We start from the raw sequence: 22,287 nt of genomic DNA on the forward strand, positions 1-22,287 counted from the left end.
CTAGAGATATCACGCTACGCAGGGCTATGATTAGCTGTTAGCAGGCGCTAAGCCCCCTCCCTTCAGGAGCGCAATAGGAGGGGATACAGCGTCCCCACGGGAATCACGATAGTTCCTGCAAAGCGCATCTTAGAAGCAGGAAGCCCTGCCTCAAGGAGCCGCCGAAGGCGGCGAGTAGGCAGGGGTAGTTCACCTGGCAAACAGAATGTTAGAACACTCTTTGTGGGACAAGAGATAAGTAGCCATCCACGGCCATTGTCATTACGAACCTAACGATGAAGCACTACTGCTATTAATCATCATGGCTTCAATAGAATCCGGTCGCAGTGACGGAAAAGGTACAGTCGCCTCCAGAGAGAAATTTTCCAATATTCTCGTCGGGATTCCTGCCTATAATGAGGAAATTGCCATCGGGAGTATCGTACTGTCTGTAAGGACGCTAACGGATAACGTCCTTGTTATCGACGACGGGAGTGGAGATGCGACCGCCAATATTGCACGCGAGGCAGGTGCGACTGTGATTTGCCATAACGTAAACCGGGGGAAAGGAGCCGCTATTCAGACGATATTTACTCAATTTCAGAATGGGGAGTACGATGGGATGGTGTTATTAGATGGTGACGGTCAGCATGTACCCAGAGATATCCGTAGCGTCGCCAAGCCAATCGTTGAACATGAGTGTGACATGGTCATTGGGAGTCGATATATCGACCAGAACAAGACAGAAACACCTCTCTATCGTCGGCTTGGGCAGAAGGTACTTGATTTTGCTACTGCGGGTTCGTCTGGCAAGAGCGTCTCAGACTCACAGAGCGGATTCCGTGCACTCTCGCCAACCGCAATTGAGGAACTCTCTATAACCACGAATGGATACGGCGTCGAAAGCGAAATGATTAGTGCGGCTATGGATGAGGACCTTGAAATCAAGGAAGTCCCGATTGACGTGAAATATCGAGAAGTGGATGGACAAAACTCCAATCCACTACGCCATGGTCTTTCAGTATTAGTAGTCGTGTTACAATTAATTCGAAATCAGCATCCGCTTGTGTTCTTTGGAGTCCCTGGACTCTTTGCGCTGATTCTTGGTGGAGTAATCGCCGGCCACAGCGCAATGCTATACCAATCAACCAGTATTTTCCCCCAGTGGCGTCTACTCATCAGCTTGTTTAGTATCATTGTCGGCACGCTTTGCCTCTTCTCTGCAGTTGTGCTAAATCAGATATTAGATATGATGAAAGAGTCGTAGCCGCCTGATGAGTTTCAACTAAAACGGTAGCGCGGAGTCCCCTTCCTCAAGGAGCGACCGAAGCAGAGCGAAGGGAGCGAGTAGGGAGGGGTAGTTGACATTGTAGTCTGTACCGGTGGGCAACCTCTTATTTGCTCAGTAGTTGAGCCTGAGAAGCGTCCAATGAGTAATCTCTGCCAGTGGGGGTAGCTTATGTCGCGAGTTTCTACCGCGGTCGTTCTTGTTACTGTCTGTACCTGACTAGCGGGAGAAGGGCGGCCGAAGAACTCAATATCGTTTGATTCGTGGATCCAATCCTCTACGTGGCGTTCTGTACGTAAAATATATTGTGGACCAACCTTTTTCACGTAGAATCCCGAGGTGGCATTTGGACAGATTCACAAACAATGACAAATTCAATTCCAGTATTCGAAATCTATTGGGACGAGGACGAAGTAAAGAACGCGATTGATTCGATCACGAGAGGTGGGTATTGGGCGAAAGGACCGTACGTGGACCGGTTCGAGGCGAAACTGGAACAGTATTTTGACCGTGAACATGCCGTCACAGTCAACTCTGGGACGACGGCTCTCGTCGCGGCGCTGAAAGCACTCGGTATTGGTGGCGATGATGAAGTGATCGTTCCCTCATTTACGTTTATTGCTACGGCGAATGCAGTTAGACTAGCTGGTGGAGAACCCGTATTTGCAGACATTGAACCTGATACCTTGGGACTTGATCCACACGATGTTCAAAGGCGGATAACGGCAGATACGGCAGCAATTCTGCCAGTGCACTGTTACGGTGCTTCCTGTCGAATTGATGAACTCGCTAAACTTGCAGACGAATACGATCTCGCCCTTGTCGAAGATGCAGCGGAGGCACTCGGTGCCAAATTGAACGGGAAGAAGGTTGGGACGTTCGGCGATAGTGCTGCTTTAAGCTTCTGTCAGAACAAGGTTATTACTACTGGAGAAGGAGGCGCGGTCCTCACCGACGACGACACAATTGCTCGGAATCTCCAACGGTATACGTCGCATGGTCGCGCCTCATCAGCATACTTTGAGGATACTGGCTCTGGAACATACGTATCGCTTGGAACTAACAACAGGATGTCGGACTTAACAGCGAGCGTCGGATGCGCACAAATAGACAAGGTCAAGCAGATTATCGAAGCACGTCGGAGGGTTGCCGAGCGCCTAAATCGTGCTTTCGAATCAATGCCGGGTGTTAGACCACATGCACGCGGTACAGATGGTCGCCATGTCTACCAACTGTACACCGTACTTTTCGATAGCGATGTAAACAGAGATATTGTCGTTGAAAAGTTATCTGAGGATGATATTTCATCGAAAGTCTACTGGGACCCGCCGATTCATGCGACACAGTATTACCGAGATACCCATAAGCAGGGAGGCGAATCGCTTCCGGTAACAGACGAGATCTCCTCGCGGGTACTTTCCTTACCGCTACACCCCGACCTCTCTTCTGAAGAGGTTGAACGAATCGTCACGGCTGTTGAAGAAGGAATCAACGAATGCTGTGAATATAAATTAATCAAATGACACAATATCGAATACCACAAACACTGTCATTGACTGAAGCAATGGAAGCAATCGATCGGAACGAACAGGGATCAGTGATCGTTGTCAACGATGAGGAGCGACTTGTTGGGACGGTAACTGATGGTGATATCCGTCGTGGAATCCTTGATGGCCTTGATCTCGACGCCTCCGTGAGAAGGGTTCTAACCGAGGATCCGGTATACATCCGCAATTCTTGGCCGGAAGCCGACTTCATGTCGAACCTTCCCCTTCAGAAAGTACGGGAGCGGGCAGGATCGAGCGGAACGCTGCTCATCCCCGTTCTGGACGAGAACGATCGTGTCATCGATGCTCGGAATGTTTCGGTGACTGGCGATGGTATCGAGGAACGGCCGGCGGTCAGAAATGGCATTAACAGAGTGCTAGTCATCGGGGGCGCTGGATATCTCGGTTCGACTTTGTGCCGCCAGTTACTCGACGAGGGATACGAAGTCAATGTTTTGGACAATCTGCTTTACGGCAACCACGGCATTCGATCGTTGACTGCACATGACCGCTTTTCGTTTACACAGGGTGATATGAGAAACATCGAAACGGTCACACAGGCGATTTGCGGAGTTGATGCGGTTATTTATCTTGCCGCGTTGGTCGGCGATCCCGCTTCCAGTATCGATACGCAAAAGACCTTAGAGATGAACTATCACGCTGCCACGATGGCAGCAAGACTCTGTGATTATCACCAGGTCAATCGGTTCTTCTTTGCCTCAACCTGTAGTGTGTACGGGCGAACTGAAGACGAGAGTTCATTGCTTACCGAAGAGTCCAAACTCAATCCGCTCTCACTGTACACCAAAACAAAAATCAATTCGGAGAAAGCCATACTTGAACTCGCAGACAACACCTTTCATCCGACTGTCCTAAGGATGGCCACTGTGTATGGTCTTTCTCCTCGAATGCGGTTTGACCTTGTTGTGAACATCCTGGCCGCCAAGGCATATAATAAGGGCGAGATTCCTATTTTCGGTGGCAACCAATATCGGCCGAATATCCACGTAGCCGACGCTACGCGGGCATTCATTGCCTGCCTCGAATCACCAATCGAAGAAGTGAGCGGCGAAGTATTCAATGTTGGATCCAATGAGCAAAACTACAGAATTAAAGAGATCGGAGCCATCGTCTCGGAGTGCTTCCCGCAGGCAGAGATTGAGCCCTACCCCGAAGAGGAAGACGAGCGTAGCTACAGGGTAGACTTCTCCAAGATCCGAGAGACAGTTGATTACGAGACTCAACGTACTATCCGTGGCGCAGTCAATGAAATAAAGGAGGCCTTCGAGAATGGTAAGTTCGATGATTTCACTGATAAAAGGTATCACAACTACAAAAGTCTTCAAGACGGAGACAGCGTCAGCAGGAGTGCCGCAGGGAATTAGCACCACTCCCATGGGGGACTCACAGTGGGATTAGAGTGATCGTTCGATCCCTATTGGCGTCTGTTGTTTGTGGCAACGGGTGCGTGCCCGTGGCAAGAACAGACCTGACTACATCGTGAAGTGTCGATAACAATCGAGTCACATTACACTGAAATAGACAGATTATGTCGGAGAGCTCTTCAGAACTGACGTTTGGAATCCTGGCTGCTGGAACCATTTTTCCGGACTGGCAGGCGGAGTGTCTTAAGAAATTACGCGATCTTGAATGCACCCACCTCGAACTCCTGATCGTTGACGATGGAGAACCTACATATACTGAGACAGAAACAATACCAAATTCGTCTCTCCCAGGCGTTGGGGAAACCTCCAGAGAAGGTGTATACAGGACGTTTTGGGACTGGTACCGCTCGTCGATAGATCACCCATCCTGCATCTCATCAGTCGATTTAACAAAAGAGCTAGCCTCAATCGACCACATTCGATGCCAGTTAGAGGGAAGCGCCACATCTCGGAGTTTGACAGAGGAAGATATCCGGACAATCGAAGATTACGATCTGGATTTCGTGCTACTGTTTATCCCGGGCTCACTTGAGGGGGAGATCCTTCACATACCGCAATACGGAGTTTGGTCGTTCTGTCATGGAGGCGAACAGGATGACCGTAGTGATGTCCCCGGTTTCTGGGAAATTTACGAGGGGCTGACCGTAACAAAAGCCAGCTTGAATCAAATAATGGGCCAGGACCAGCGAGACAGAGTTCTCAGGGAGGGTTACTTCTCGACGAACCAGTTTTCCTATGCCAGGAATCTCGACCACGTGTTCTACGGAACGACAGAGTGGCCGACGCAAGCTGCAATTGACATCGTCAATAAAAATGACGAGTATACTGATACTTCTCCTGTTAAAACCGAGATTCACAACCGTAGCACTCCCTCGCCGCTTCACATTCTCTCGTACAATCTGAAGAGGACCTACTCGTTGGGGACAGAGTTGTTTAGCGGAATTGACTGCTGGAACGTTGGAGTGCTCGAGACGTCGATCGAAGAATGTGTGAACGGACCAGTTGATCCAGAAATCAACTGGTGTCCCCAACCAAGAGAAGATGGGTACATTGCGGATCCGTTTCCGATAACAATCGACGGGACGACGTACATTTTTGTTGAAGACTTCTCGTACCCGGATTGGAAAGGCAAAATTTCATATCTGGAGTATCCAAACGGATTCGAAAGAGGTGCCCTCCAAACGGCTCACGAGGAGCCGTTTCACATGTCTTATCCGTATATATTCAAACACGAGGGCGATGTATATGCCACTCCTGAAGTCCACGAATCAGAGGAAATCCGACTCTATCAGGTAATTCGCCCCTCTGAGTGGGAGATTAAAGCCACATTGGCTCGTGATGTCGCTTGTATCGATCCAACTGTTTTTGAACACAAGGGTCGCTGGTGGATGTTTCACACAGAGAAGGCCTATGACAATACAAAACTCTATCTCCGGTATGCAGAGACGCTAACGGGAGACTGGAGGCCTCACCGAAACAATCCCGTCAAGACAGATATCCGGACTGCACGTCCCGGGGGAACGCCTTTCGTCAAGGACGAGCAACTCTACCGGCCGGCCCAATATAGTGCCGGAGATTACGGAAAACGGATCGTGATTAATCGAGTAACCGAACTTTCTCCCTCCCAGTACGCCGAGGAAGCGGTTGCAGAACTACAACCGACAACGCGATACCCTTACCGCGACGGTATGCACACGTTGTCGTCACGCGGGACGATTACTCTCGTTGACGGCAAACAGAAAGTTCGGAACAAGTACGCCCTCAAGCAAGGAATGAGAGAGCTGTCGGCTGCTTTCTAGAGGAGAATCTTCGCATTTTCTGGCACCCATTTCGGGTCTGCTGTTGGCGGAAGTCACTCGAAGCTGTAGCGTGAACTCAGTGAGTCCAAAGCTTGAATACGAATTCCGGAGTCGTATTGATACGATGGCATGTTCCTCGTTAAAAGAGTTATCGGCCTTGTGGGAAGGCTTAGCAACGGGACTGCACTTCTCAGGTCACAATGAAAAAAACCAGTAATCAACAGGGGTACACCGCTCCTGAACGAGAGGGGCCAGCAAATATCAACCGTGAGGCTCACTTGGCGAGCACAGGAGGTCACGTCTCAAGATGACCGACGACAAAACGTCCGTCTGGTATCTGATCGCTGCCCTCCCTGTGGGTGGCACCGAGCGAACCCTCGTTGACCTTGCCACCAGTCTCAACAGAGACCGGTTTAATCCAACTGTGTTCACCGTGTTCGATCGGAACCCGCTCGCGAGTGAGTTAGACGGTGTGAGCCATCGGTCGCTCGGCGTTCGATCGTCTGCCGACGACAAGCAGTCGTATCACTACCGCGCCGCCGATCAGACCCAGTATCTCCGGGCTCCGGTTCGGTTTTTGTCTGCGGTTCGACGCGAGCAACCAGACGTCCTCCAGTCGTTCCTTTTTTTCGACAACGTGATAGCTAGAATGGCCGGGCTAGTTTCGCCGGCGACAACAGTTATTACCGGTGTTCGGTCAGTGCCAACCGATCCTCACCCGTTGAAAACCGTCGCCGATATGGCGACTATCCGAGCGTCGGACGTTATTGTATCGAACTCGGAAGCTGGAGCGGAGTTCGCTATCGATCGTGGTGCGCCGGCTGAGCGGGTCACTGTCATCAGAAATGGACGGCGACTCGGAAAGTATCGGGACGCAACGCCGGTGGGGCTCAGAGACGACATTGATGTCCCCGAGAACAGCCCGGTTGTTGGGTCTGTCGGCAGATTCATTGAACGGAAAGGTCATCAGGATCTCATTGCGGCGTGGCCGCAGATCCGATCAGCCAATCCGGATTCACACATGGTTTTGGTGGGCGATGGCCCCAGACGTGATGCCCTCTGTCGCCAGGCTCGGGCGCTTGGCTGTTCCGGATCGATACACTTCACTGGCGTGCGTGACGACATCCCACAACTCCTCGCGCTCATGGACGTCTTTGTCTTCCCATCCTACTTCGAAGGGCTCCCGGGTGCGTTACAGGAGGCAATGGCGGCTGGTCTCCCGATTGTGGCTACCGCTGTCAACGGCAACGACGAATTGATCACCAACGAAGAGACAGGACTGCTGATTCCAGCAGAGGCCCCTAACGCAATTGGAGACGCGGTTAACAAGTTGTTAGGTGACCGAACACTGGCAGACGAACTCGGTCAGTCAGCCTCGCGTGAAGCGACAGAACAATACAGTCTCTCGAGTATGGTCTCCGATTTCGAATCGGTGTATACGTCCGAAGGAGGAGATTCGACTGAGAAGAGTGAGCGCGTTCCCAACCAATGACCGCTCGCACAAGTGATGCCGAGACAGGCAGTGCAATCGGTCGCGAAGACATAGTCTGATATAGCCGAACCAACCGCTCTGTCTCACATCAATCTCGTTGCTATTCTCTCGATCAATCTATCCCTCTGTTGGGATATATAACTCCTCAGCCGTTTTCAAGCAGTTTCTCGGCAATGTCCACGACATAAAACGGTTGTGAGAACTGTTCAAGAATGGTGTTTGCTTGGCCCTCCCGTTTCCGGTCCACTTCGAAACTGAGAGTGAAGGCCTATGACGAGTGCTACGGCTAACGGAAGAGTATCAGAGAATATGTGGAGAATCAAAGAACCGCTGGGTGACTGTCAGTTCCTCTTCCTCACTTGTAGCCGAGATCTTTGAGATGGCTCATCGTCTCAGACGACGGTTGGGACGCAGTAACGTCCGCCGTGTACTCTTTCATAGTATCCACGACAAACTCTTCGATTATTGTTTGGAGTTTATTCTTCTGTCTCGGAGCAATGTCTGCTTCACCGTAATTTCCTGATCGAACTCTCTCGAGCCGGTAATATTCACTCAGCTGGGGGCCGCGTTCTATACCATCCCGACAGGGCCGGTCGGGGTAGTTTGATTCGTACGTGAATATCCCTTTTATTCCATCGCTCTCTACAGCTACATTGTACCAATCTGGGTAAATTCGCTCAGTAATCCGGATTCCGTTGTGGTCGTCAGTCTGCAGTGCCGTCCCATCACAGTGCTTGGGAACCTCCGCATTTACCAATTCAGCGATCGTTGGGAGAAAATCAATAGCGTCGACCTGTTCTCTGCTATCCCAGTCACTGTCTGCAGGGGGCTTGATAGCCATGAATGGTCGAATGTTCTCATCGTACAGGGAATTATGAGTCGTGAATCCACGTTCTCCGAACTCTTCGCCGTGGTCACCAGTGATCAGGATTAGGGCATGATCGAAGAGCCCAGCTCTTTTAAGATACTGGAGCAGTTTCGCGATCTGGTTTGCGGTATACGTAACTGACTTTGCGTACCAGCTTTTCATCTCTTCAGAGAGGTGCGGATCTATATCAAGATCGCCGCGAGCCCCATCAAGGTAGCTCCAGTTGTCTCCCCGCGCTGCTTCGCGCTGGCTCCAGTATCTCTTGGGTTTCGTGAAGTCGATCGTTGGTGAATCGAGTGACTCCGTCGGGGGAATATAGGGGTAGTGAGGATCGAAGACATGTAGAAAGTAGAATAAACTGTGCTCGCGCTTGTTCAGATCCTTTTCGATCCAGTCGATCAGCGTATTAACACTCGCTTTTGCGTCGCTTGAACGAGTGATCCAGTCCGCGAAAGACATTCTGTCGCTGTAAAATCGGTGAAATCCGCGACCAAAACCGAACTCTGGGAGAATCCGTGTGTGACTGACCAGCCCAGAGCACTTGTACCCGGCGTCGCTCAGCAGTTCCGGAATCGTGGTTAGGTCGGGATCTATCGGGCGTTTATCTCCTTTTCCTTCGCCCCACCCGACGTATCCGTGCTTTCCCGGGTGTGTCCCGGTGAACATTGATGCGTGGGATGGCGGTGTCCAGGTTCCTTGTGTCCGCGGCTCCGAGGGAAAGATAGCGTCCGGCTCAAGCTCGTCAATCATGGGACGGAGCTCCTCTTGACAGTCGTACCTCAGGGCGTCAATTGAAATAAGCAGGATCGGTGGCTGGGGGCGTTCGGGAATGATGGCAGGGCAACCGAGTTTTGTCGATGCTAGCTCTGTCCGACGGTCGAGTTCAAAGAGATGAGCAGGAATGACGTCCCAGCTGGACTCAGCGTCATCCGCACTAATCTGTATCGTGACCGCTCGATCATCACAGGCAAGATCGAATGTCTGCCACAAGACCGGCGGATAGTCGAAAGAGTGGTCGATCTCAATTGAAGTCTCTGCGAGAATCTTCCCCGAGTCCGACTCGATTTGCCGAAGGGAGACACTGTCAGAGTGGTGGATCCCAATGATAGGGACCTCTATTTGTTCAGCATTGGTCTCCGATTGGAGCGTGAGCCGGCTAGCGTCGATTACAGGCGCATAGTTGCTTTCGGTGAGTCGGAACATCTGCCGAGTTTCGCTTGAGATGAGCCAGCACGGGCTCTTCTCCTCGGTAATGACTTCGACTGTCTCTGGGATCGGTATCTGCAAACGAGATATCATGCCCTCCCAGAGAGATCTGAGATCGCCGCGGCGAGCGGTTCGAAGCACTTTCTTGAGCAAACTTCTTTCCATATCTCTAGCTCATTTCCTATACAAACAATCAGTGGACAAATATCTGAACACTGTTGACCCGATGTAGCGGAGCTCACAACGGCATGGTCTCCCGGGTCAAAAGAGGAGAACGAATTGATTACGTACTTTCTCCTTCGATCACGTTGACCCATGCGTAAACGTCCCGATAGGCATTTTCTGTCGTCGGTTCTCTCATCTGAGTCCCTCTGTAGAGGAATACGACGAGACGCATATTTTCACCTTCGAGTGGAGGTTGAATTTGTCGCTTCTTGACCGACTCCTCGCCTTCTCCAAGCGTGACCTGGTAGCGATCCAGTTTCGCAGATCGCACGATCTGGTTTGACTGGTGATCGATCCGTTGGAGTTGGATACTAACAGTGTAGGTCACTTCTCTCTGTTCATGATTCTCTATTCCGATGTGGACGGTCTCGTTTTTGCCACTCGTGAATTCCTGTGGGACTTCATTGATAAGATTGCCGCTGCCATCTTCTGACAGCAAATACAGTTCCGTGAACGTCTCTCCCTCGTCTGCCTTTTGCGCTGCGTATATTGCTCCTGAGGCCGTGATTATGAGACAGGCGATTATCAGTCCATTAATCACGAAAGTCGACCGCGAGGCAGTCGTCATCCGCTGACCCTGTTGGACGAGGTGTTTACGAATGTTGAATCGATTTTCAGGCGGAATTGAGGTCCGACGGACCATCCCAACACCTGCCGTGACGACGATTACTACAGTTAGCGTAACAGCGATGGATTCGCGTCTCAAGCTAAAGGGTGTCGTGTCAAGTAGAATTCCGAGGAATGACGTCATCAAAATGCTCATCACGAAAGAGAAGACCATTCGCTCGATCATGTCGATCCCTGAATTCAAATCCAATATGAACTCTCTGCCGGTACCTTCCCTGCCCGGGTCATCCGTTGGCGGCCCCTTTCCTTCCTCTGGAAAAAGAGCGGCAATCAGCGCGTACCCTGGAAAAAAGAGGGCGAGGGGCAACGCGAGTACTGTCAGCAGCAGCGAATGATTGACTGGGGTGACCACAACCGCTCCGCAGAGAATGACGGCAGCCAGCATGACGGCAACGAGGTCTTCGCTCTGCCGGACAGTCGAGATAGCCATCGGTATTCAGCGATTCTGTCTCTGAAAATAAAAGTCTTCGTTCGCGCTGCCCAGCGTGGCTGATCAGTATTCAACCGTCACTACCATACGTTGAGCCCGTGAACAGACTAACAGTGTTCATGATAAATACATCCTCCAGCAAGGCTGTCTGTCCCTGCGTGGCACGGACTCAAAGGCAATTGGGTGAGATACGTGCCATCTCCTCTGGGCGACTGATGGGTGTGAGTACCGCCTCTTCATCAATTATTTAGTGTATCAAGCGTGTCCTATCTATGACCACAATTAGCATGCAATGAAAAGATGAGCGATAATTACACCCGTCGGGCGAAACTCACTGCACTCTACCGAGTCGCTCAGTTTCGCCCTCTGTACACAACCGGTATCATCATCCTCAGCATAGGCGCAGCAGTTTTTGAGGGCATCGGTATTAGTTTTATTCTCCCAATCATCGAACTTGCGCAGAATAATCAGATTAGCCCTGGTGATGCAGAGGGGCTTCTCGGGCTGTTCTTAAACGTATATCAAGCCGCAGGGGTGCCGTTCACATTAGGTTATCTTGTCGCTGGAGTCGGAATAGTCATGACGGTTCGATTTACGCTGAGTTTTCTCGTCGCGTGGCTCAAAGTGGCGATTCAGACGCAATACATCCGGTATCTACAGGAGGAGGGCTTCGAAAGCGCGGTTGATGCTCGTATTTCCTATTTCGATAATGAAGGCTCAGATGACATCCTGAACGCAATCGTCACGCAGTCGGAATACGCCGGCAAGGTGATCAGGCGCTCGATTGAAATCCTGCAGCAGGGATTCATGGCTGCGATGTTCCTCACCGTTGCGCTCATCGTCGCTCCGGTATTAACGATTCTGTTCGCGGTCTTTTTCGGTGGATTAACACTCCTCTTCAGGTATGCTCTTGAGGGTGCGTATTCGCTTGGAGACGAAGTCGCCGGTGCAAACGAGCAGATTCAGGAAGCCGCGCAGGCAGGTACGCAGGGAATTCGCGATGTGAAGCTCTTCGGGATGCGCCAGGAGTTACTCTCACAGTTCACCGACGCTGTCGAGAGTTTCGAACGCTCGAAAATCCGGCTCTCGCGCAACGCAGCGGGCATCCGAAATCTTCACGAACTCTCGACTGCGATGTCGGTTTTCATTCTCATATATCTCGCAATAACCTTTACTGCGCTGACGGTCGGCAAGCTCGGTATTTTCCTGTTTGCTGTCTTTCGACTTGGACCCTACCTGAGCAAACTCAACGAGGAACTTTACAACGTTGAAGGGGACCTTCCCCATCTCGTTCGAACACAACAGTTTATCGACGAACTCGAAGCAAACCATGAGTGGAATCGCGGCGAAAAGCCTGTCCCTGATCCGATAGATGTTGTCTCCTTCGACTCGGTCAACTTCAGCTACGAGGCAGAAGACGACGCGATCCTCAGTGACGTCTCATTTCAGGTAAAACGTGGTGAATTCGCCGCTTTCGTCGGGCCGTCCGGCGCAGGTAAGTCAACGATCGTTTCCCTGATCGCCCGGATGTACAGGCCAGATAGTGGGGTGATCAAAGCGAACGAAGTTCCGATTGATCGGTTCGACCTCTCCAAGTGGCGGTCACATATTTCAGTCGTGAGACAGAATCCTCACATCTTCAACGAAACCCTTCGAGAGAATGTTACCATCGGCAATCGCAACGCAACCCAAGAGGAGATTGAGCGCGTTTGCCGGATCGCGCAGGTGACTGAGTTCCTTGATGACCTCCCACAGGGCTATGATACAGTGTTAGGCGACGACGGAATCAAGCTCTCGGGCGGACAACGCCAGCGAATCGCTATCGCTCGCGCACTCCTGAAGGACGCCGAGCTACTGGTATTGGATGAGGCCACGAGCGATCTCGATACAGAACTGGAAGAGCGCGTCCACCGGAACATCGAACGTCTCGACCGGGATTACACTATACTCGTTATTGCACACCGGCTATCGACTGTGATCAACGCTGATCGGATCTACACGATGGAAGACGGCCAGATTGTTGAGCGTGGGCCCCACAGTGAACTCCTCCAGCAGGGCGGAACGTACGCCCGATTGTACGATGTTCGTAGCTGAACCGCTGGCTCCTCTCAATTCCCCGCTCCCCTTGCTAGGTAGCATCACCGACGAGTGGGTCTAAACTACGAATTTATATGAGTTAATATGAGTTTTAGTGGAAGCAACTATAACTCCACTCACCAAAGATGAATTAGATGAGTAGAATTAATCGTTATTGGAAGATGCCGGGCATCTGGGCTCTCTTTGCAGGCTTCGGCATCACAGCGATTATTAGCGGTGTGGCTGCGCCAGCTCCGCGGACAGTTCTCCTCGCGCTCGGGGCCACAGGGCTCATTGCGGGTGCGTTGCTGTATCTCATAACGCCCCAGTTCTTCGTCCGCGCATCTCTGTTTGAGCAAATACACGGTGTTTTGGCCTCGAACATGGGACTGTACTACCCGAGTGCAGAGCGCAAGAGTGAGCGTTTCTATATTCCCTGCAACGGCACGGAGCCCGGAAACGGAGCGGTAGTGATTTTTCTTCCCAAAGATGTCGATACCGTTGAGCCCGCGAATAATATGTCCGCTTGTCCCTCGCTGTCGGAGGTGCACGAGGAACGGTCGGGCGCCCTGCTCTACACGACTGGCGACGCACTCCTTGACGAGTACTGTCAAATACTCTCAAGAGAAGTGTCTGATGTGCCCACGGAACTCGCCCAGCAGACGATTGACGGCCTCAAGAACGGACTTGAACTCGCAACGACAGCCACCTGCGACGTCGATCGGTCGAAACAGCGGGCTGACATCAAGATTGAAGGTAGTATTATCGAACCCAGCCAGCGGTTCGACGACCCTGTCACGTCCTTCGTCGGTGCCGTGTTCGCCTACGGCCTTGATCGACCAGTCATCGTCGAGCAAACGGGAGTAGAGGAGGGTTCGATCTCGATATCGTGTCGGTGGGAGGAATGGGCTTGGCTTGAAGAGAAACGGAGTCGACTCCGAGCGAAATCTGTGTCTTCTCTCTCCGAAGACGGGTGACCTATCCCACCCTACTCGCGCGTTGTTGTACGTTCTTCACAGGTAGTGGTTGCTGCTTGAATTCAGCTACAATAGCCTCGCTAAAACTGTTTGGTCGACTGATGTGTACGTGAGGTAAAGTGCATACGCAATAAACACGGCGTATCCAACGATACTGGCCCACCTCATCCGGTTTCGCCATGGTAGGTTTATCGAATATGGCGCCGTGTACTCTTTCAGTAAAATGAATAGGGCGAAGGAGGTGATGAGAAAACCATCGAGGCGCAGGTTTCCGGTCAACGCCAACCAGAGGAGGAGCACTAACATCAGAGAGAGTTGTGCAACAGCGAAGCGCTGCGGTGGCGTTGTCTTCATACCTGTGATAACGAAGTTCAACAATAGTAATTGTTTTTCTGATCCGGTAACAAGATGTCACATAACGATGATCTCTGGCTATAACGCCGTGGCTCGGGCAACCCCTATTAGTTGTTCCGCTGTGCGTCGCTTTCGCCGTGAGTTCCTACTCAAAGTAACGGCGTGGTTTCGAGGGCATATTCGTAGGCTCCTAAGTCCGGTGCGCGGCCACTGTACTCGAGTCCGACGTCAACGCCAGCGTCGATACATGGACTCCCTTCTGTGAGGTGCAAAAAGAGTTTGTTGTTGGGTTCGTGTGATTGGAGCGATGGATCAGTGATATCAAGATTCCAGTTATTATACTGATCGTCGAATTCAGATGGCCTATTCAGGTGGTTGCCGTCTTTATGTAGTGAGAGACAGTTTCGAAGTTCGTGATCTGCGCCCGCCCAGTCCGCGACATTCGGTCTCCCGGCAGTGTCCGTGGCTTCATTAAACACTGTGCAGTTGTAGAACGTGGAGGTATGAGGGTTGCCATTGAGGGTTAACTGGAAATCGCGGTTATCCCAGGCGACACACTCATACAGATGAGCTGGACCACTGGCACTATTTGGACTCCCGAGTTTCCAACCATCACCTGAGCTGTTGTTTGAATGCCATGGCTGTTCGTTAAGATCAAAGCCATTGCGATAGGCAACACAGCGGACGAACTTGTCGCCGTTGGCGAAGTGTGTGTCGAAGCCATCGTCTTCGTTGTGGTGGCCAACGCACTCTCTGAAGACAACGCTCCGATGTTCGTGGTCTGGACCGACACCGAAACCGTCGGCGTGATTGGCACCGTGGTAGTTGGCATAGGATTCACAATTTTCGACCACGACAGCATCCTTCGGGACGCCGCCATAGGGGTTCATCAGGAACCCGGAGAGACCGTTTCGGCGGGCCACGCAATCGCGGATCGTGAGATTGACGCACGCCTCTTGCGAACTGAGGCCATAACCGGGAGACTCCTCGAACGTGAGTCCCTCGACCGTTAGGTGCTTGCACCGATAGAGGGCGATCGCCGCACCCCACTCCCCAGTACCGATGCCAGAGAGGTTGATCACGGCGTCACCGTGGCCGACGATCTTTGTCGGGTTGCTCTTCGAACCCGCGATTTCTATGTACTTGTTGGTGGAGGCGGATTCGTTGTAGGTACCCTCGTGGACGTGCAGCGTCACCCCCGAAGCATCCATCGATGCCAGCTCTTTGAGAGCGTATATGATGCTGCCCCAGGGGCTGTCGGCAGTGCCGTCGTTGCTGTCGCTTCCGTCGGGGGCGACATGTAAACCCGAACGTGGCGGCTGGTCCGTGTTCGTCTCCGTTGGTGGCTGGGCAGTGTAGTGGCGACTTTTGTGCGGGTGCGTTTTGTGAAACTTGATGCTATCAAAGCCCGTTGCGGTGCCAGTCTCCCCATCGAGGAGCCACCAGTAATCACCCTTATAACGGTGGTCGTCTGCAGCCAGGTGGCCAACCTCAGTGCCAGCGCTATCGTAGATCCAACACTCCATTGTGTCGTGATTCCACCATGCGATAATCTCGTACCATTCTCCTGCTGTCAACGGCTGCGTCGGCGACCGTGCAGTGACTTTTGTCGTGCCGTTGACGCGCTCGCGCAACAGCAGTTTGTCGTTGGCGAAATCAATATACCACTCGCTGAAGTTAGCGGGTGCGGGCGGGCCGTCGGCATTGAACCCCAATCGGGTGGATGTCCACTCGTTCATTTGCTCAACATAGAACGACCAGGAAATGAACCGACCGCCATTTTTCACTGTGGCCGGGAATCTGGTCCCATCGTCGTAGAGCGAACTCCCCTTGATACGATAGGCCGAGTGGTTTCCCGATTGAGCGAATTTTGTCGTCGTAGCGTGATTTCCCCCATTTCCCCACTTGTTGTGTATCTCCCCACTGTCGAAATCGTCTATGACAATCGGAGATCCGCTTTCGCTCCCGTTCCCATCAGGGGTACCTGCAGGCTGGTGATTTTCATTGTTGGAATCGGTGATGTTTTCGACTGTCGTTGCGCCGACTGCCCCAATGCTTCCGGTGAGCGCCGCTGCTGCCAGCAGCTGCCGGCGCGTTAGCGATTCGAGCACGTGTCTTTGCTTGTCATCTTTTCTCATTATTTTTCTGCTCCATATCGCACAAAGGCCGTCCACGACGGGAGAGAAGATCGTCCAGTACGGTCGTCGAAGCTCATCATACTGACTGAGTCGAGTGTAGTGCTACAGCCGTATAAATTCAATTTTTACTGAAACTGTCATAGATTAGGACTAGACATCAATGTTGGCCACAGAGACCGCTATCACCGTTCTTATCGGGTAGAATGAATGTAATCTACGACAAGGCCTGTTGACAGATGGATTTGCAACGGCAGACGTCCCTGTACAGCGTCGGTTACCGAACTGCGACACGAAATAAATTCTTTATTCGGTGGTGCGTATAGCTTCACACATGCAGGCAGTGATGTATCACTACGTCCGGCCGAACACGGATCAGCCGCCATACGAGTATTACTACCTCGATCTCGAGGATTTCAGGCGTCAACTCGATTACTTCGAAGAAGAATACGGGTTCGTCGGCCGGGAAACCTTCTTGTCATGTCTGAACGGCGAGACTGGTTCCACAGGTGAAGGGATCATCCTGACCTTCGACGATGGCTTGCGGGATCACCACGAGTGGGTGCTGCCGGAGTTGCGGCGACGAGGCCTCTGGGGGCTATTTTTCATATCTGGACCGCTCCAGAAACATCTATTGCCTGTCCATCGTATCCATTCAATACTGGGAACTGTCGACCATAAAGAGTTAATCGACGTGTACGAGGATATCGTCGACGAGTCGGATATCACTGACGCAGGAGTTGAGGAATTCGGAGAGATCTACTCGGAGTACGACTCGGCGGAGAGAACGCAGAGATTCAAACGGGGATTGAACTATCTCGTCCCATACGACCGTTTGCCGGCGATATTCGAGGAACTGAATGATCGTGTGGCTGGGACAACGCAGGTCGACCCAGCTGAGTTTTATATGACTCGTGAACAACTCCGCGAACTCTCTGAGGCGGGGATGCTCTTAGGCGGGCATACAGTCACTCACCCGGCACTGTCGAGACTGTCACCGGAAGCACAGCGTGAAGAGATCCATCGTTCGCTCGAGTTTATTCAGGATGTCGCTGATCCACCGGTACGCACTTTCGCGTACCCCTACGGTGGCTCGGAGATGTACAACAAAACAACAGTGAGTATACTCGATAAGGAAGACTGCGATCTCGCCTTCACTACCGAAGCTGGAAATTTCTCCCCGGATGACATGCAAACGGCACCCCTTACGTTACCCCGCAAAGACTGCAATGAGTACGAACACGGCGAAGCATCAATTGCCTAAGCTCTCAAGCGCGGCTTTGTGGTCGTGAGAGCGGACTCGTTCGTGAGAGAATCATCAAATGCGTCAGCGGTGGGCTCGCTGAGCAGGACATCATAATCTCGGGGCCTCCCTCCCTTTCTGCAATCCCTTGCTCTTGTAGTTCTCTAACGCTTTGTTGGAATCAATTCTAGATCCCTCGTGTCGCAACCGACATTGAGAACAGTTTCACCCGTCGTCGGTCAACGTCTCGTTACCTACTGACGTAATGTTGGATTCATTGGTACAAGTGGCACGTTCGAATTGCATTCCTTCCTGTGACGCTAGCGCACTATATCTAGCTATTTATTGTAGGCAATACCACTACCAACATGGCAAGCCTGTTCGACCTGAGCGGAAAGGTCGCGCTCGTAACCGGCGGTGCCGGTCTGCTCGGCCGCGCGCTTTCTGAGGGACTCGCTGAACACGACGCCTCGGTGGTAATCGGCGATACAGCCGTTCAAGCTGGATCTGCGTTGGCAAGTGATCTTGGTTCCGACGCCGAGTTCCGAGAGTTGGATATCACGTCGGAGAAGTCAATCAAAAGAACGATTCAGGACGTTCACGAGACTTACGATGGAATCGACGTTCTTGTCAACAGTGCTTACCCCCGAACTGATACGTACGGACAGCGGTACGAAGAGGTGACGTTTGATAACTGGCGACAGAACCTCGATATGCACCTTGACGGGTACTTCTTTACCTCCTATACCGTCTCGAAGCTGATGATGACGGACGGCAATGGTGGGAGCATTATCAACATCGGATCGACGTACGGCACTCAAGCGCCGGATTTCTCTATCTACGAAGGGACAGACATGACGAGTCCAGTCGAGTATGCAGGTATCAAGGGGGGCGTCATCAACCTCACGCGATATCTCGCCTCGTATCTCGGGAAGTTCGGAATCCGTGCAAACGCACTGAGTCCAGGTGGGATTTTCAACGACCAGGCTCAGCGCTTCGTCGAGGAGTACAAGCGCCGGACGCCGCTCGGTCGGATGGCTGAACCCGAGGATTTCAAAGGCCCCATTATATTTCTGGCGTCGGACGCATCCAGATACGTAACGGGTCACAATCTCCTTGTCGACGGCGGATGGACTATCTGTTAGTCATCCCGAGGTCAGGAGAGCATGACTAAGTGCCCCCCTTCTTTTTTTGAGAGTCCCGTAGTGTTACAGTATGAGTAATGCAGAGCGCGTCGTAGCGGCCATTCCTGCACGTGGAGGAAGCAAGTCGGTGCGACGAAAGAACGTCCGCGAGGTCGGCGGAAAGCCACTTCTGGCCTGGTCGATCGAGGTCGCAATCGAAACAGACGCAATCGGGCGAACGATTGTGTCGACGGATAGTGACGAGATTGCAGCCGTCGCAAAAGAGTACGGGGCAGAGGTCTCTGAGCGCCCTGCTCGGCTGGCAGCCGACGACGCGTTGGTTATCGACACGCTCAGAGACCTCATCAAGAAACTTCGGCGCGATGGCGAACAAGCGAAGTATATGGCGATGCTGGAACCGACGTGTCCGTTTCGCGCCCCCAAGGATGTCCAGTCGGCTCTTGACCTGCTCATGAAAGAGAACTTCGATTCGGTTGCCAGCTTCACGGACGCAAAACTCAATCCGCACCGAGCTTGGACTATCGAAGATAATCAGCCGCGGACGGTCACCGACGCCGCAAGTCCCTGGCAACCGCGGCAGGCGTTGCCCGAGGCGTATGAACTGAATGGCGGCGTGTACGCGTTCGTCATGGACGCGCTCCCCGACAGCGGACCGGCTTTATTGTTTGGCCACTCTGGGGCGATCACAATGCCGCCCGAGCGTTCTGTGGATATTGACCAACCTCTTGACCTCGAATTCGCTCGCCTGATCGCCGACAGACGTCATTGACCCAGTCATTTATGTGAAATCAAGGCCATGCTCCGCCATGGCGGAACCACTCGTACTGACAGGGGCGAGTAGCGGAATCGGTCGCTCGCTTGCACATCATCTCGCTGATGAGTACCACGTTATCGCCCTTTCTCGCCGAATCGAACGAATGGAAGCAGCCTTCGACGAGAACCCCGACGTCACGCCGTATGCACTTGATCTCCAGAAATTCGACACTATCCGGAATCGGATGGCCGAGATCCGGGAAACACACGGTGATCCGCTGTATCTCATCAACAACGCTGGTATCAACATCAGTGCGGAGATTGCCCACCTTGATCCTAAAGAAGTGCTCCGCTCGATGCGGGTTAACGCGCTCGCACCCATTGTGCTCTTCCAAGAGGTCCTTCCCGGCATGGCAGACGCGGGGTTTGGGCGTGTCATCAACGTTACCTCTGGAGCGCCGCTGAACTGTCCGGAGGGCGCTGGGCCATATAGCAGTTCAAAAGGGGCACTCAACAGCCTGACCGTGACGGCGGCAGCGGAGTGGGAAGATGAAAACATCAAGATCAACCTGATGAGCCCCGGCCCGTGTCGAACGGAGATGGCGCCGGAGGGGCCGCTCGATCCCGCCGCGTGCCATCCTACTGTCGATTACCTCCTCTCCATAGACGAGGACGGTCCAACTGGGCGGTTCTTTTGGCTCGGCTACGAAGTCCCGTTGTTCCCCGAATTAGGCGACGTCCAGTGGATGGAAGGGATCGGAAGTGAGCAGATGACGCGTGTACTCGACAGGGAGCCCTACCGACCCAAGCCATGAGCCAGGATGATCTTCGGTTGGGCGTTATCGGAATCAGTAAGGGGAATGGCCACCCGTACTCGTTCGCTTCAATCGTCAACGGCTATTCGGCCGATGGCTTCGCCGAATCGGAGTGGGAAGTCATCCTCGATTATCTTGAGGAGCGCGATCCGGCGGAGTTTGGGTTCTGCAACGTCGAAGTCAGCCACGCTTGGACCCAGGATCCAGAAGAAACAGAAAAACTCCGTGCTGCCGCCAAGATTCCACATACAGTCGACAATCCTGAGAGATTGATTGACCTCGAGTTAGACGGGATATTACTCCTCCGAGACGACTATGAAACTCACCTTGACTTCGCCCGGCCATTCCTTGACGCCGATACCCCTGTGTTCATTGACAAACCCCTGACGATGGATGTAGAGGAGCTCGCAGCGTTCGAGCCAGCGCTCCGGAGTGGTCAGCTGATGTCCTGCTCCGGGCTGCGGTACGCGCGTGAACTCGACGATGCACGGAGTGATCTTGCAGCCTACGGCGACTTAAGAGCTGTTCGTGGAAGTGTTGTCTTCGACTGGACGCACTATGGTATTCACGTCCTCGAGGCAATCCTCTCGGTCGTCGACGCCCAACCAACAGCGGTTTTCTCAACGCCGTCAGATCACGAATCACTGACCATTGAGACCGACGCGGCCTATTCGATTCAGATCGACGCCCTGGGAGATGCACCCGTCGTGTTCGACATCGATATTTATGGTTCGGAGAAGACGACAAGACACGAACTCACCGATAACTTTCAGGCATTCAGGCGGACACTCTATCATTTCATCCAGAGTATTCGAACCAAATCCCCGGCTATCCCACCGGAAGAGACACTGACTGTCATCCGAACGCTTATCGCTGGTCGACGGGCCCACGTTTCTGACGAAGTTATCAAAATAAGTACTGTCGACCTCTGAAGTCCTATTACAAATTGTTACCTCGTTGAGGCGGGCAGACAGCGTGAGTGACTTTCAGAGTTTCGCGCGACTTGGCGAATATCAATATCTCTCTTCAGGCGGTGTCAGGGAGTCCGCGCTAGCGAACGCAACTTGATTGAGATCCATCGGCCAGACGGCTAACGGATCGTTGGTTCCATCCTTGCTGAAGGGTTCTTTGAGGATTTTGTGCTGTTCTTGGACCGTGAAACCTCGTTCGCTGAGAAGCGAGTCGAGTTCGGGACGCGGGTACATCCCGGGGTAATCGTCGAGGATGTCTCGAATGTAGAATCCGCCGGCTGTGAGTCGCGTTACCTCAGTCAACACATTCTCGAGCTGGTTGTCGTCGAATAGTTCCAAGAACCCGATCATGAGGCCGTAGTCGAAGTAATCGTCATCGTACATGACACCATCCAGAATGTCTGCCTGTTCGAACCGCATCGTGATAGCATCGTGAGGCGATTGGGTGTGAGAGCGGGCGTTGCTGAGGCGGGATTCGTTGATATCAACTCCGACAATCTCAATCGGAAAGCCGTCGTACCCTGCCCGCAACCAGTTTCCAGCGATGTGATCCGCGACGCGCTGCGTGAGGTCGCCGTCCCCACATCCGAAGTCAACGATTCTTGAGACGCCCGGCGCGCTGAACCGGTTCCACCCGACTGGGGGGTGGAACCACGCTTTTCTACACTTGAGATATTCCCACTTTGTCCGGTCAATCGGACGTTCGACTGTTCGGTGATATGATTGAGGGTTGTTGACGGCTTCCTCAGATTGGTTTTGGATGTATACCTGACGCGCTCGGCAGTGGTAATCGTTGTTCCACCGGCTCTGTTCTTTTTCTTCAGAGAAATCGTCGATGGCCGCGTGTGGGTTCTCGACCATTCCCCAGTTGGTGATCGCCTCAAAGTCCTCTGGTTGTGGAATACGCATCAA

Annotated in this window: 17 protein-coding genes; 12 read left to right on the forward strand and 5 right to left on the reverse strand. The window is 52.6% G+C overall.

Annotation, left to right across the window (positions count from 1 at the left end; genetic code table 11):
• Positions 1-301 precede the first annotated feature (301 nt).
• From WDJ57_RS16075 to WDJ57_RS16095, 5 genes are all read left to right on the forward strand, one after another.
• Entirely contained in the window at positions 302-1,246 is a 945-nt protein-coding gene (locus tag WDJ57_RS16075) for a glycosyltransferase family 2 protein (protein WP_338901891.1), read from the forward strand.
• Between the two features lie 386 nt (positions 1,247-1,632).
• Complete coding sequence (locus WDJ57_RS16080) at positions 1,633-2,790, forward strand: DegT/DnrJ/EryC1/StrS family aminotransferase (protein WP_338901892.1); 1,158 nt, start codon at positions 1,633-1,635, stop codon at positions 2,788-2,790.
• A gap of 41 nt (positions 2,791-2,831) precedes the next feature.
• The gene (locus WDJ57_RS16085; protein WP_338901894.1) at positions 2,832-4,199 is read left to right on the forward strand and encodes an NAD-dependent epimerase/dehydratase family protein; all 1,368 of its coding nucleotides are present in this window, start codon (positions 2,832-2,834) and stop codon (positions 4,197-4,199) included.
• A gap of 164 nt (positions 4,200-4,363) precedes the next feature.
• Complete coding sequence (locus tag WDJ57_RS16090) at positions 4,364-6,058, forward strand: hypothetical protein (protein ID WP_338901896.1); 1,695 nt, start codon at positions 4,364-4,366, stop codon at positions 6,056-6,058.
• Positions 6,059-6,365: 307 nt separating this feature from the next.
• Positions 6,366-7,550: a glycosyltransferase gene (locus WDJ57_RS16095; protein WP_338901897.1), complete on the forward strand. Its 1,185-nt coding sequence runs from the start codon at positions 6,366-6,368 to the stop codon at positions 7,548-7,550.
• Positions 7,551-7,905: 355 nt separating this feature from the next.
• Here WDJ57_RS16095 and WDJ57_RS16100 read toward each other — a convergent pair whose 3' ends face one another.
• Together WDJ57_RS16100 and WDJ57_RS16105 are read right to left on the reverse strand one after the other, a co-directional pair.
• Complete coding sequence (locus WDJ57_RS16100) at positions 7,906-9,789, reverse strand: sulfatase (RefSeq protein WP_338901898.1); 1,884 nt, start codon at positions 9,787-9,789, stop codon at positions 7,906-7,908.
• Positions 9,790-9,907: 118 nt separating this feature from the next.
• Positions 9,908-10,906: a DUF1616 domain-containing protein gene (locus WDJ57_RS16105; RefSeq protein ID WP_338901899.1), complete on the reverse strand. Its 999-nt coding sequence runs from the start codon at positions 10,904-10,906 to the stop codon at positions 9,908-9,910.
• A gap of 300 nt (positions 10,907-11,206) precedes the next feature.
• Between WDJ57_RS16105 and WDJ57_RS16110 the strand changes: the two genes are divergently transcribed.
• The gene (locus WDJ57_RS16110) at positions 11,207-13,000 is read left to right on the forward strand and encodes an ABC transporter ATP-binding protein (protein WP_338901900.1); all 1,794 of its coding nucleotides are present in this window, start codon (positions 11,207-11,209) and stop codon (positions 12,998-13,000) included.
• A 137-nt stretch (positions 13,001-13,137) separates the two neighbouring features.
• On the forward strand, positions 13,138-13,959 hold the full coding sequence (locus WDJ57_RS16115; protein ID WP_338901901.1) for a hypothetical protein: 822 nt from the start codon (positions 13,138-13,140) through the stop codon (positions 13,957-13,959).
• 66 nt (positions 13,960-14,025) lie between these two features.
• Here the strand turns inward: WDJ57_RS16115 and WDJ57_RS16120 are convergent, their stop codons facing one another.
• Both WDJ57_RS16120 and WDJ57_RS16125 read right to left on the reverse strand, forming a co-directional pair.
• Entirely contained in the window at positions 14,026-14,313 is a 288-nt protein-coding gene (locus WDJ57_RS16120; protein ID WP_338901902.1) for a hypothetical protein, read from the reverse strand.
• A gap of 149 nt (positions 14,314-14,462) precedes the next feature.
• Positions 14,463-16,451, reverse strand: coding sequence for a right-handed parallel beta-helix repeat-containing protein (locus WDJ57_RS16125; RefSeq protein WP_338901903.1), 1,989 nt, complete (start codon positions 16,449-16,451; stop codon positions 14,463-14,465).
• A gap of 331 nt (positions 16,452-16,782) precedes the next feature.
• On the opposite strand from WDJ57_RS16125, the gene WDJ57_RS16130 reads away from it, so the two are divergent.
• From WDJ57_RS16130 to WDJ57_RS16150, 5 genes are all read left to right on the forward strand, one after another.
• A complete protein-coding gene (locus WDJ57_RS16130; RefSeq protein WP_338901904.1) occupies positions 16,783-17,712 on the forward strand; it encodes a polysaccharide deacetylase family protein in 930 nt (309 codons plus the stop codon).
• A gap of 347 nt (positions 17,713-18,059) precedes the next feature.
• Positions 18,060-18,836: an oxidoreductase gene (locus WDJ57_RS16135; protein WP_338901905.1), complete on the forward strand. Its 777-nt coding sequence runs from the start codon at positions 18,060-18,062 to the stop codon at positions 18,834-18,836.
• A gap of 70 nt (positions 18,837-18,906) precedes the next feature.
• Positions 18,907-19,605, forward strand: a complete 699-nt coding sequence (locus WDJ57_RS16140; protein WP_338901906.1) for an acylneuraminate cytidylyltransferase family protein — start codon at positions 18,907-18,909, stop codon at positions 19,603-19,605.
• A 37-nt stretch (positions 19,606-19,642) separates the two neighbouring features.
• Positions 19,643-20,404 carry an SDR family NAD(P)-dependent oxidoreductase gene (locus WDJ57_RS16145; RefSeq protein ID WP_338901907.1) on the forward strand — a complete coding sequence of 254 codons (762 nt, stop codon included), beginning with the start codon at positions 19,643-19,645 and terminating at the stop codon, positions 20,402-20,404.
• Positions 20,401-21,336 carry a Gfo/Idh/MocA family protein gene (locus WDJ57_RS16150; RefSeq protein ID WP_338901908.1) on the forward strand — a complete coding sequence of 312 codons (936 nt, stop codon included), beginning with the start codon at positions 20,401-20,403 and terminating at the stop codon, positions 21,334-21,336. The genes WDJ57_RS16145 and WDJ57_RS16150 overlap by 4 nt, the downstream gene beginning before the upstream one ends.
• A gap of 81 nt (positions 21,337-21,417) precedes the next feature.
• On the opposite strand, the gene WDJ57_RS16155 is transcribed toward WDJ57_RS16150, so the two are convergent.
• Positions 21,418-22,284, reverse strand: coding sequence for a class I SAM-dependent methyltransferase (locus WDJ57_RS16155; RefSeq protein ID WP_338901909.1), 867 nt, complete (start codon positions 22,282-22,284; stop codon positions 21,418-21,420).
• Positions 22,285-22,287 lie beyond the last annotated feature (3 nt).

The organism is Salinibaculum sp. SYNS191, from assembly GCF_037338445.1.
GTDB classification, from domain to species: Archaea; Halobacteriota; Halobacteria; order Halobacteriales; family Haloarculaceae; genus Salinibaculum; species Salinibaculum marinum.

What these genes read in the sequence shown, in the direction of transcription:
- WDJ57_RS16105 (WP_338901899.1), bottom strand. Translation starts at nt 10,906, where the DNA reads ATGGCTATCTCGACTGTCCGGCAGAGCGAAGACCTCGTTGCCGTCATG.
- WDJ57_RS16095 (WP_338901897.1), top strand. Translation starts at nt 6,366, where the DNA reads ATGACCGACGACAAAACGTCCGTCTGGTATCTGATCGCTGCCCTCCCT.
- WDJ57_RS16145 (WP_338901907.1), top strand. Translation starts at nt 19,643, where the DNA reads ATGGCGGAACCACTCGTACTGACAGGGGCGAGTAGCGGAATCGGTCGC.
- WDJ57_RS16120 (WP_338901902.1), bottom strand. Translation starts at nt 14,313, where the DNA reads ATGAAGACAACGCCACCGCAGCGCTTCGCTGTTGCACAACTCTCTCTG.
- WDJ57_RS16115 (WP_338901901.1), top strand. Translation starts at nt 13,138, where the DNA reads ATGAGTAGAATTAATCGTTATTGGAAGATGCCGGGCATCTGGGCTCTC.
- WDJ57_RS16150 (WP_338901908.1), top strand. Translation starts at nt 20,401, where the DNA reads ATGAGCCAGGATGATCTTCGGTTGGGCGTTATCGGAATCAGTAAGGGG.
- WDJ57_RS16085 (WP_338901894.1), top strand. Translation starts at nt 2,832, where the DNA reads ATGGAAGCAATCGATCGGAACGAACAGGGATCAGTGATCGTTGTCAAC.
- WDJ57_RS16135 (WP_338901905.1), top strand. Translation starts at nt 18,060, where the DNA reads ATGGCAAGCCTGTTCGACCTGAGCGGAAAGGTCGCGCTCGTAACCGGC.
- WDJ57_RS16090 (WP_338901896.1), top strand. Translation starts at nt 4,364, where the DNA reads ATGTCGGAGAGCTCTTCAGAACTGACGTTTGGAATCCTGGCTGCTGGA.
- WDJ57_RS16100 (WP_338901898.1), bottom strand. Translation starts at nt 9,789, where the DNA reads ATGGAAAGAAGTTTGCTCAAGAAAGTGCTTCGAACCGCTCGCCGCGGC.
- WDJ57_RS16140 (WP_338901906.1), top strand. Translation starts at nt 18,907, where the DNA reads ATGAGTAATGCAGAGCGCGTCGTAGCGGCCATTCCTGCACGTGGAGGA.
- WDJ57_RS16155 (WP_338901909.1), bottom strand. Translation starts at nt 22,284, where the DNA reads ATGCGTATTCCACAACCAGAGGACTTTGAGGCGATCACCAACTGGGGA.
- WDJ57_RS16075 (WP_338901891.1), top strand. Translation starts at nt 302, where the DNA reads ATGGCTTCAATAGAATCCGGTCGCAGTGACGGAAAAGGTACAGTCGCC.
- WDJ57_RS16080 (WP_338901892.1), top strand. Translation starts at nt 1,633, where the DNA reads ATGACAAATTCAATTCCAGTATTCGAAATCTATTGGGACGAGGACGAA.
- WDJ57_RS16110 (WP_338901900.1), top strand. Translation starts at nt 11,207, where the DNA reads ATGAGCGATAATTACACCCGTCGGGCGAAACTCACTGCACTCTACCGA.
- WDJ57_RS16130 (WP_338901904.1), top strand. Translation starts at nt 16,783, where the DNA reads ATGCAGGCAGTGATGTATCACTACGTCCGGCCGAACACGGATCAGCCG.
- WDJ57_RS16125 (WP_338901903.1), bottom strand. Translation starts at nt 16,451, where the DNA reads ATGAGAAAAGATGACAAGCAAAGACACGTGCTCGAATCGCTAACGCGC.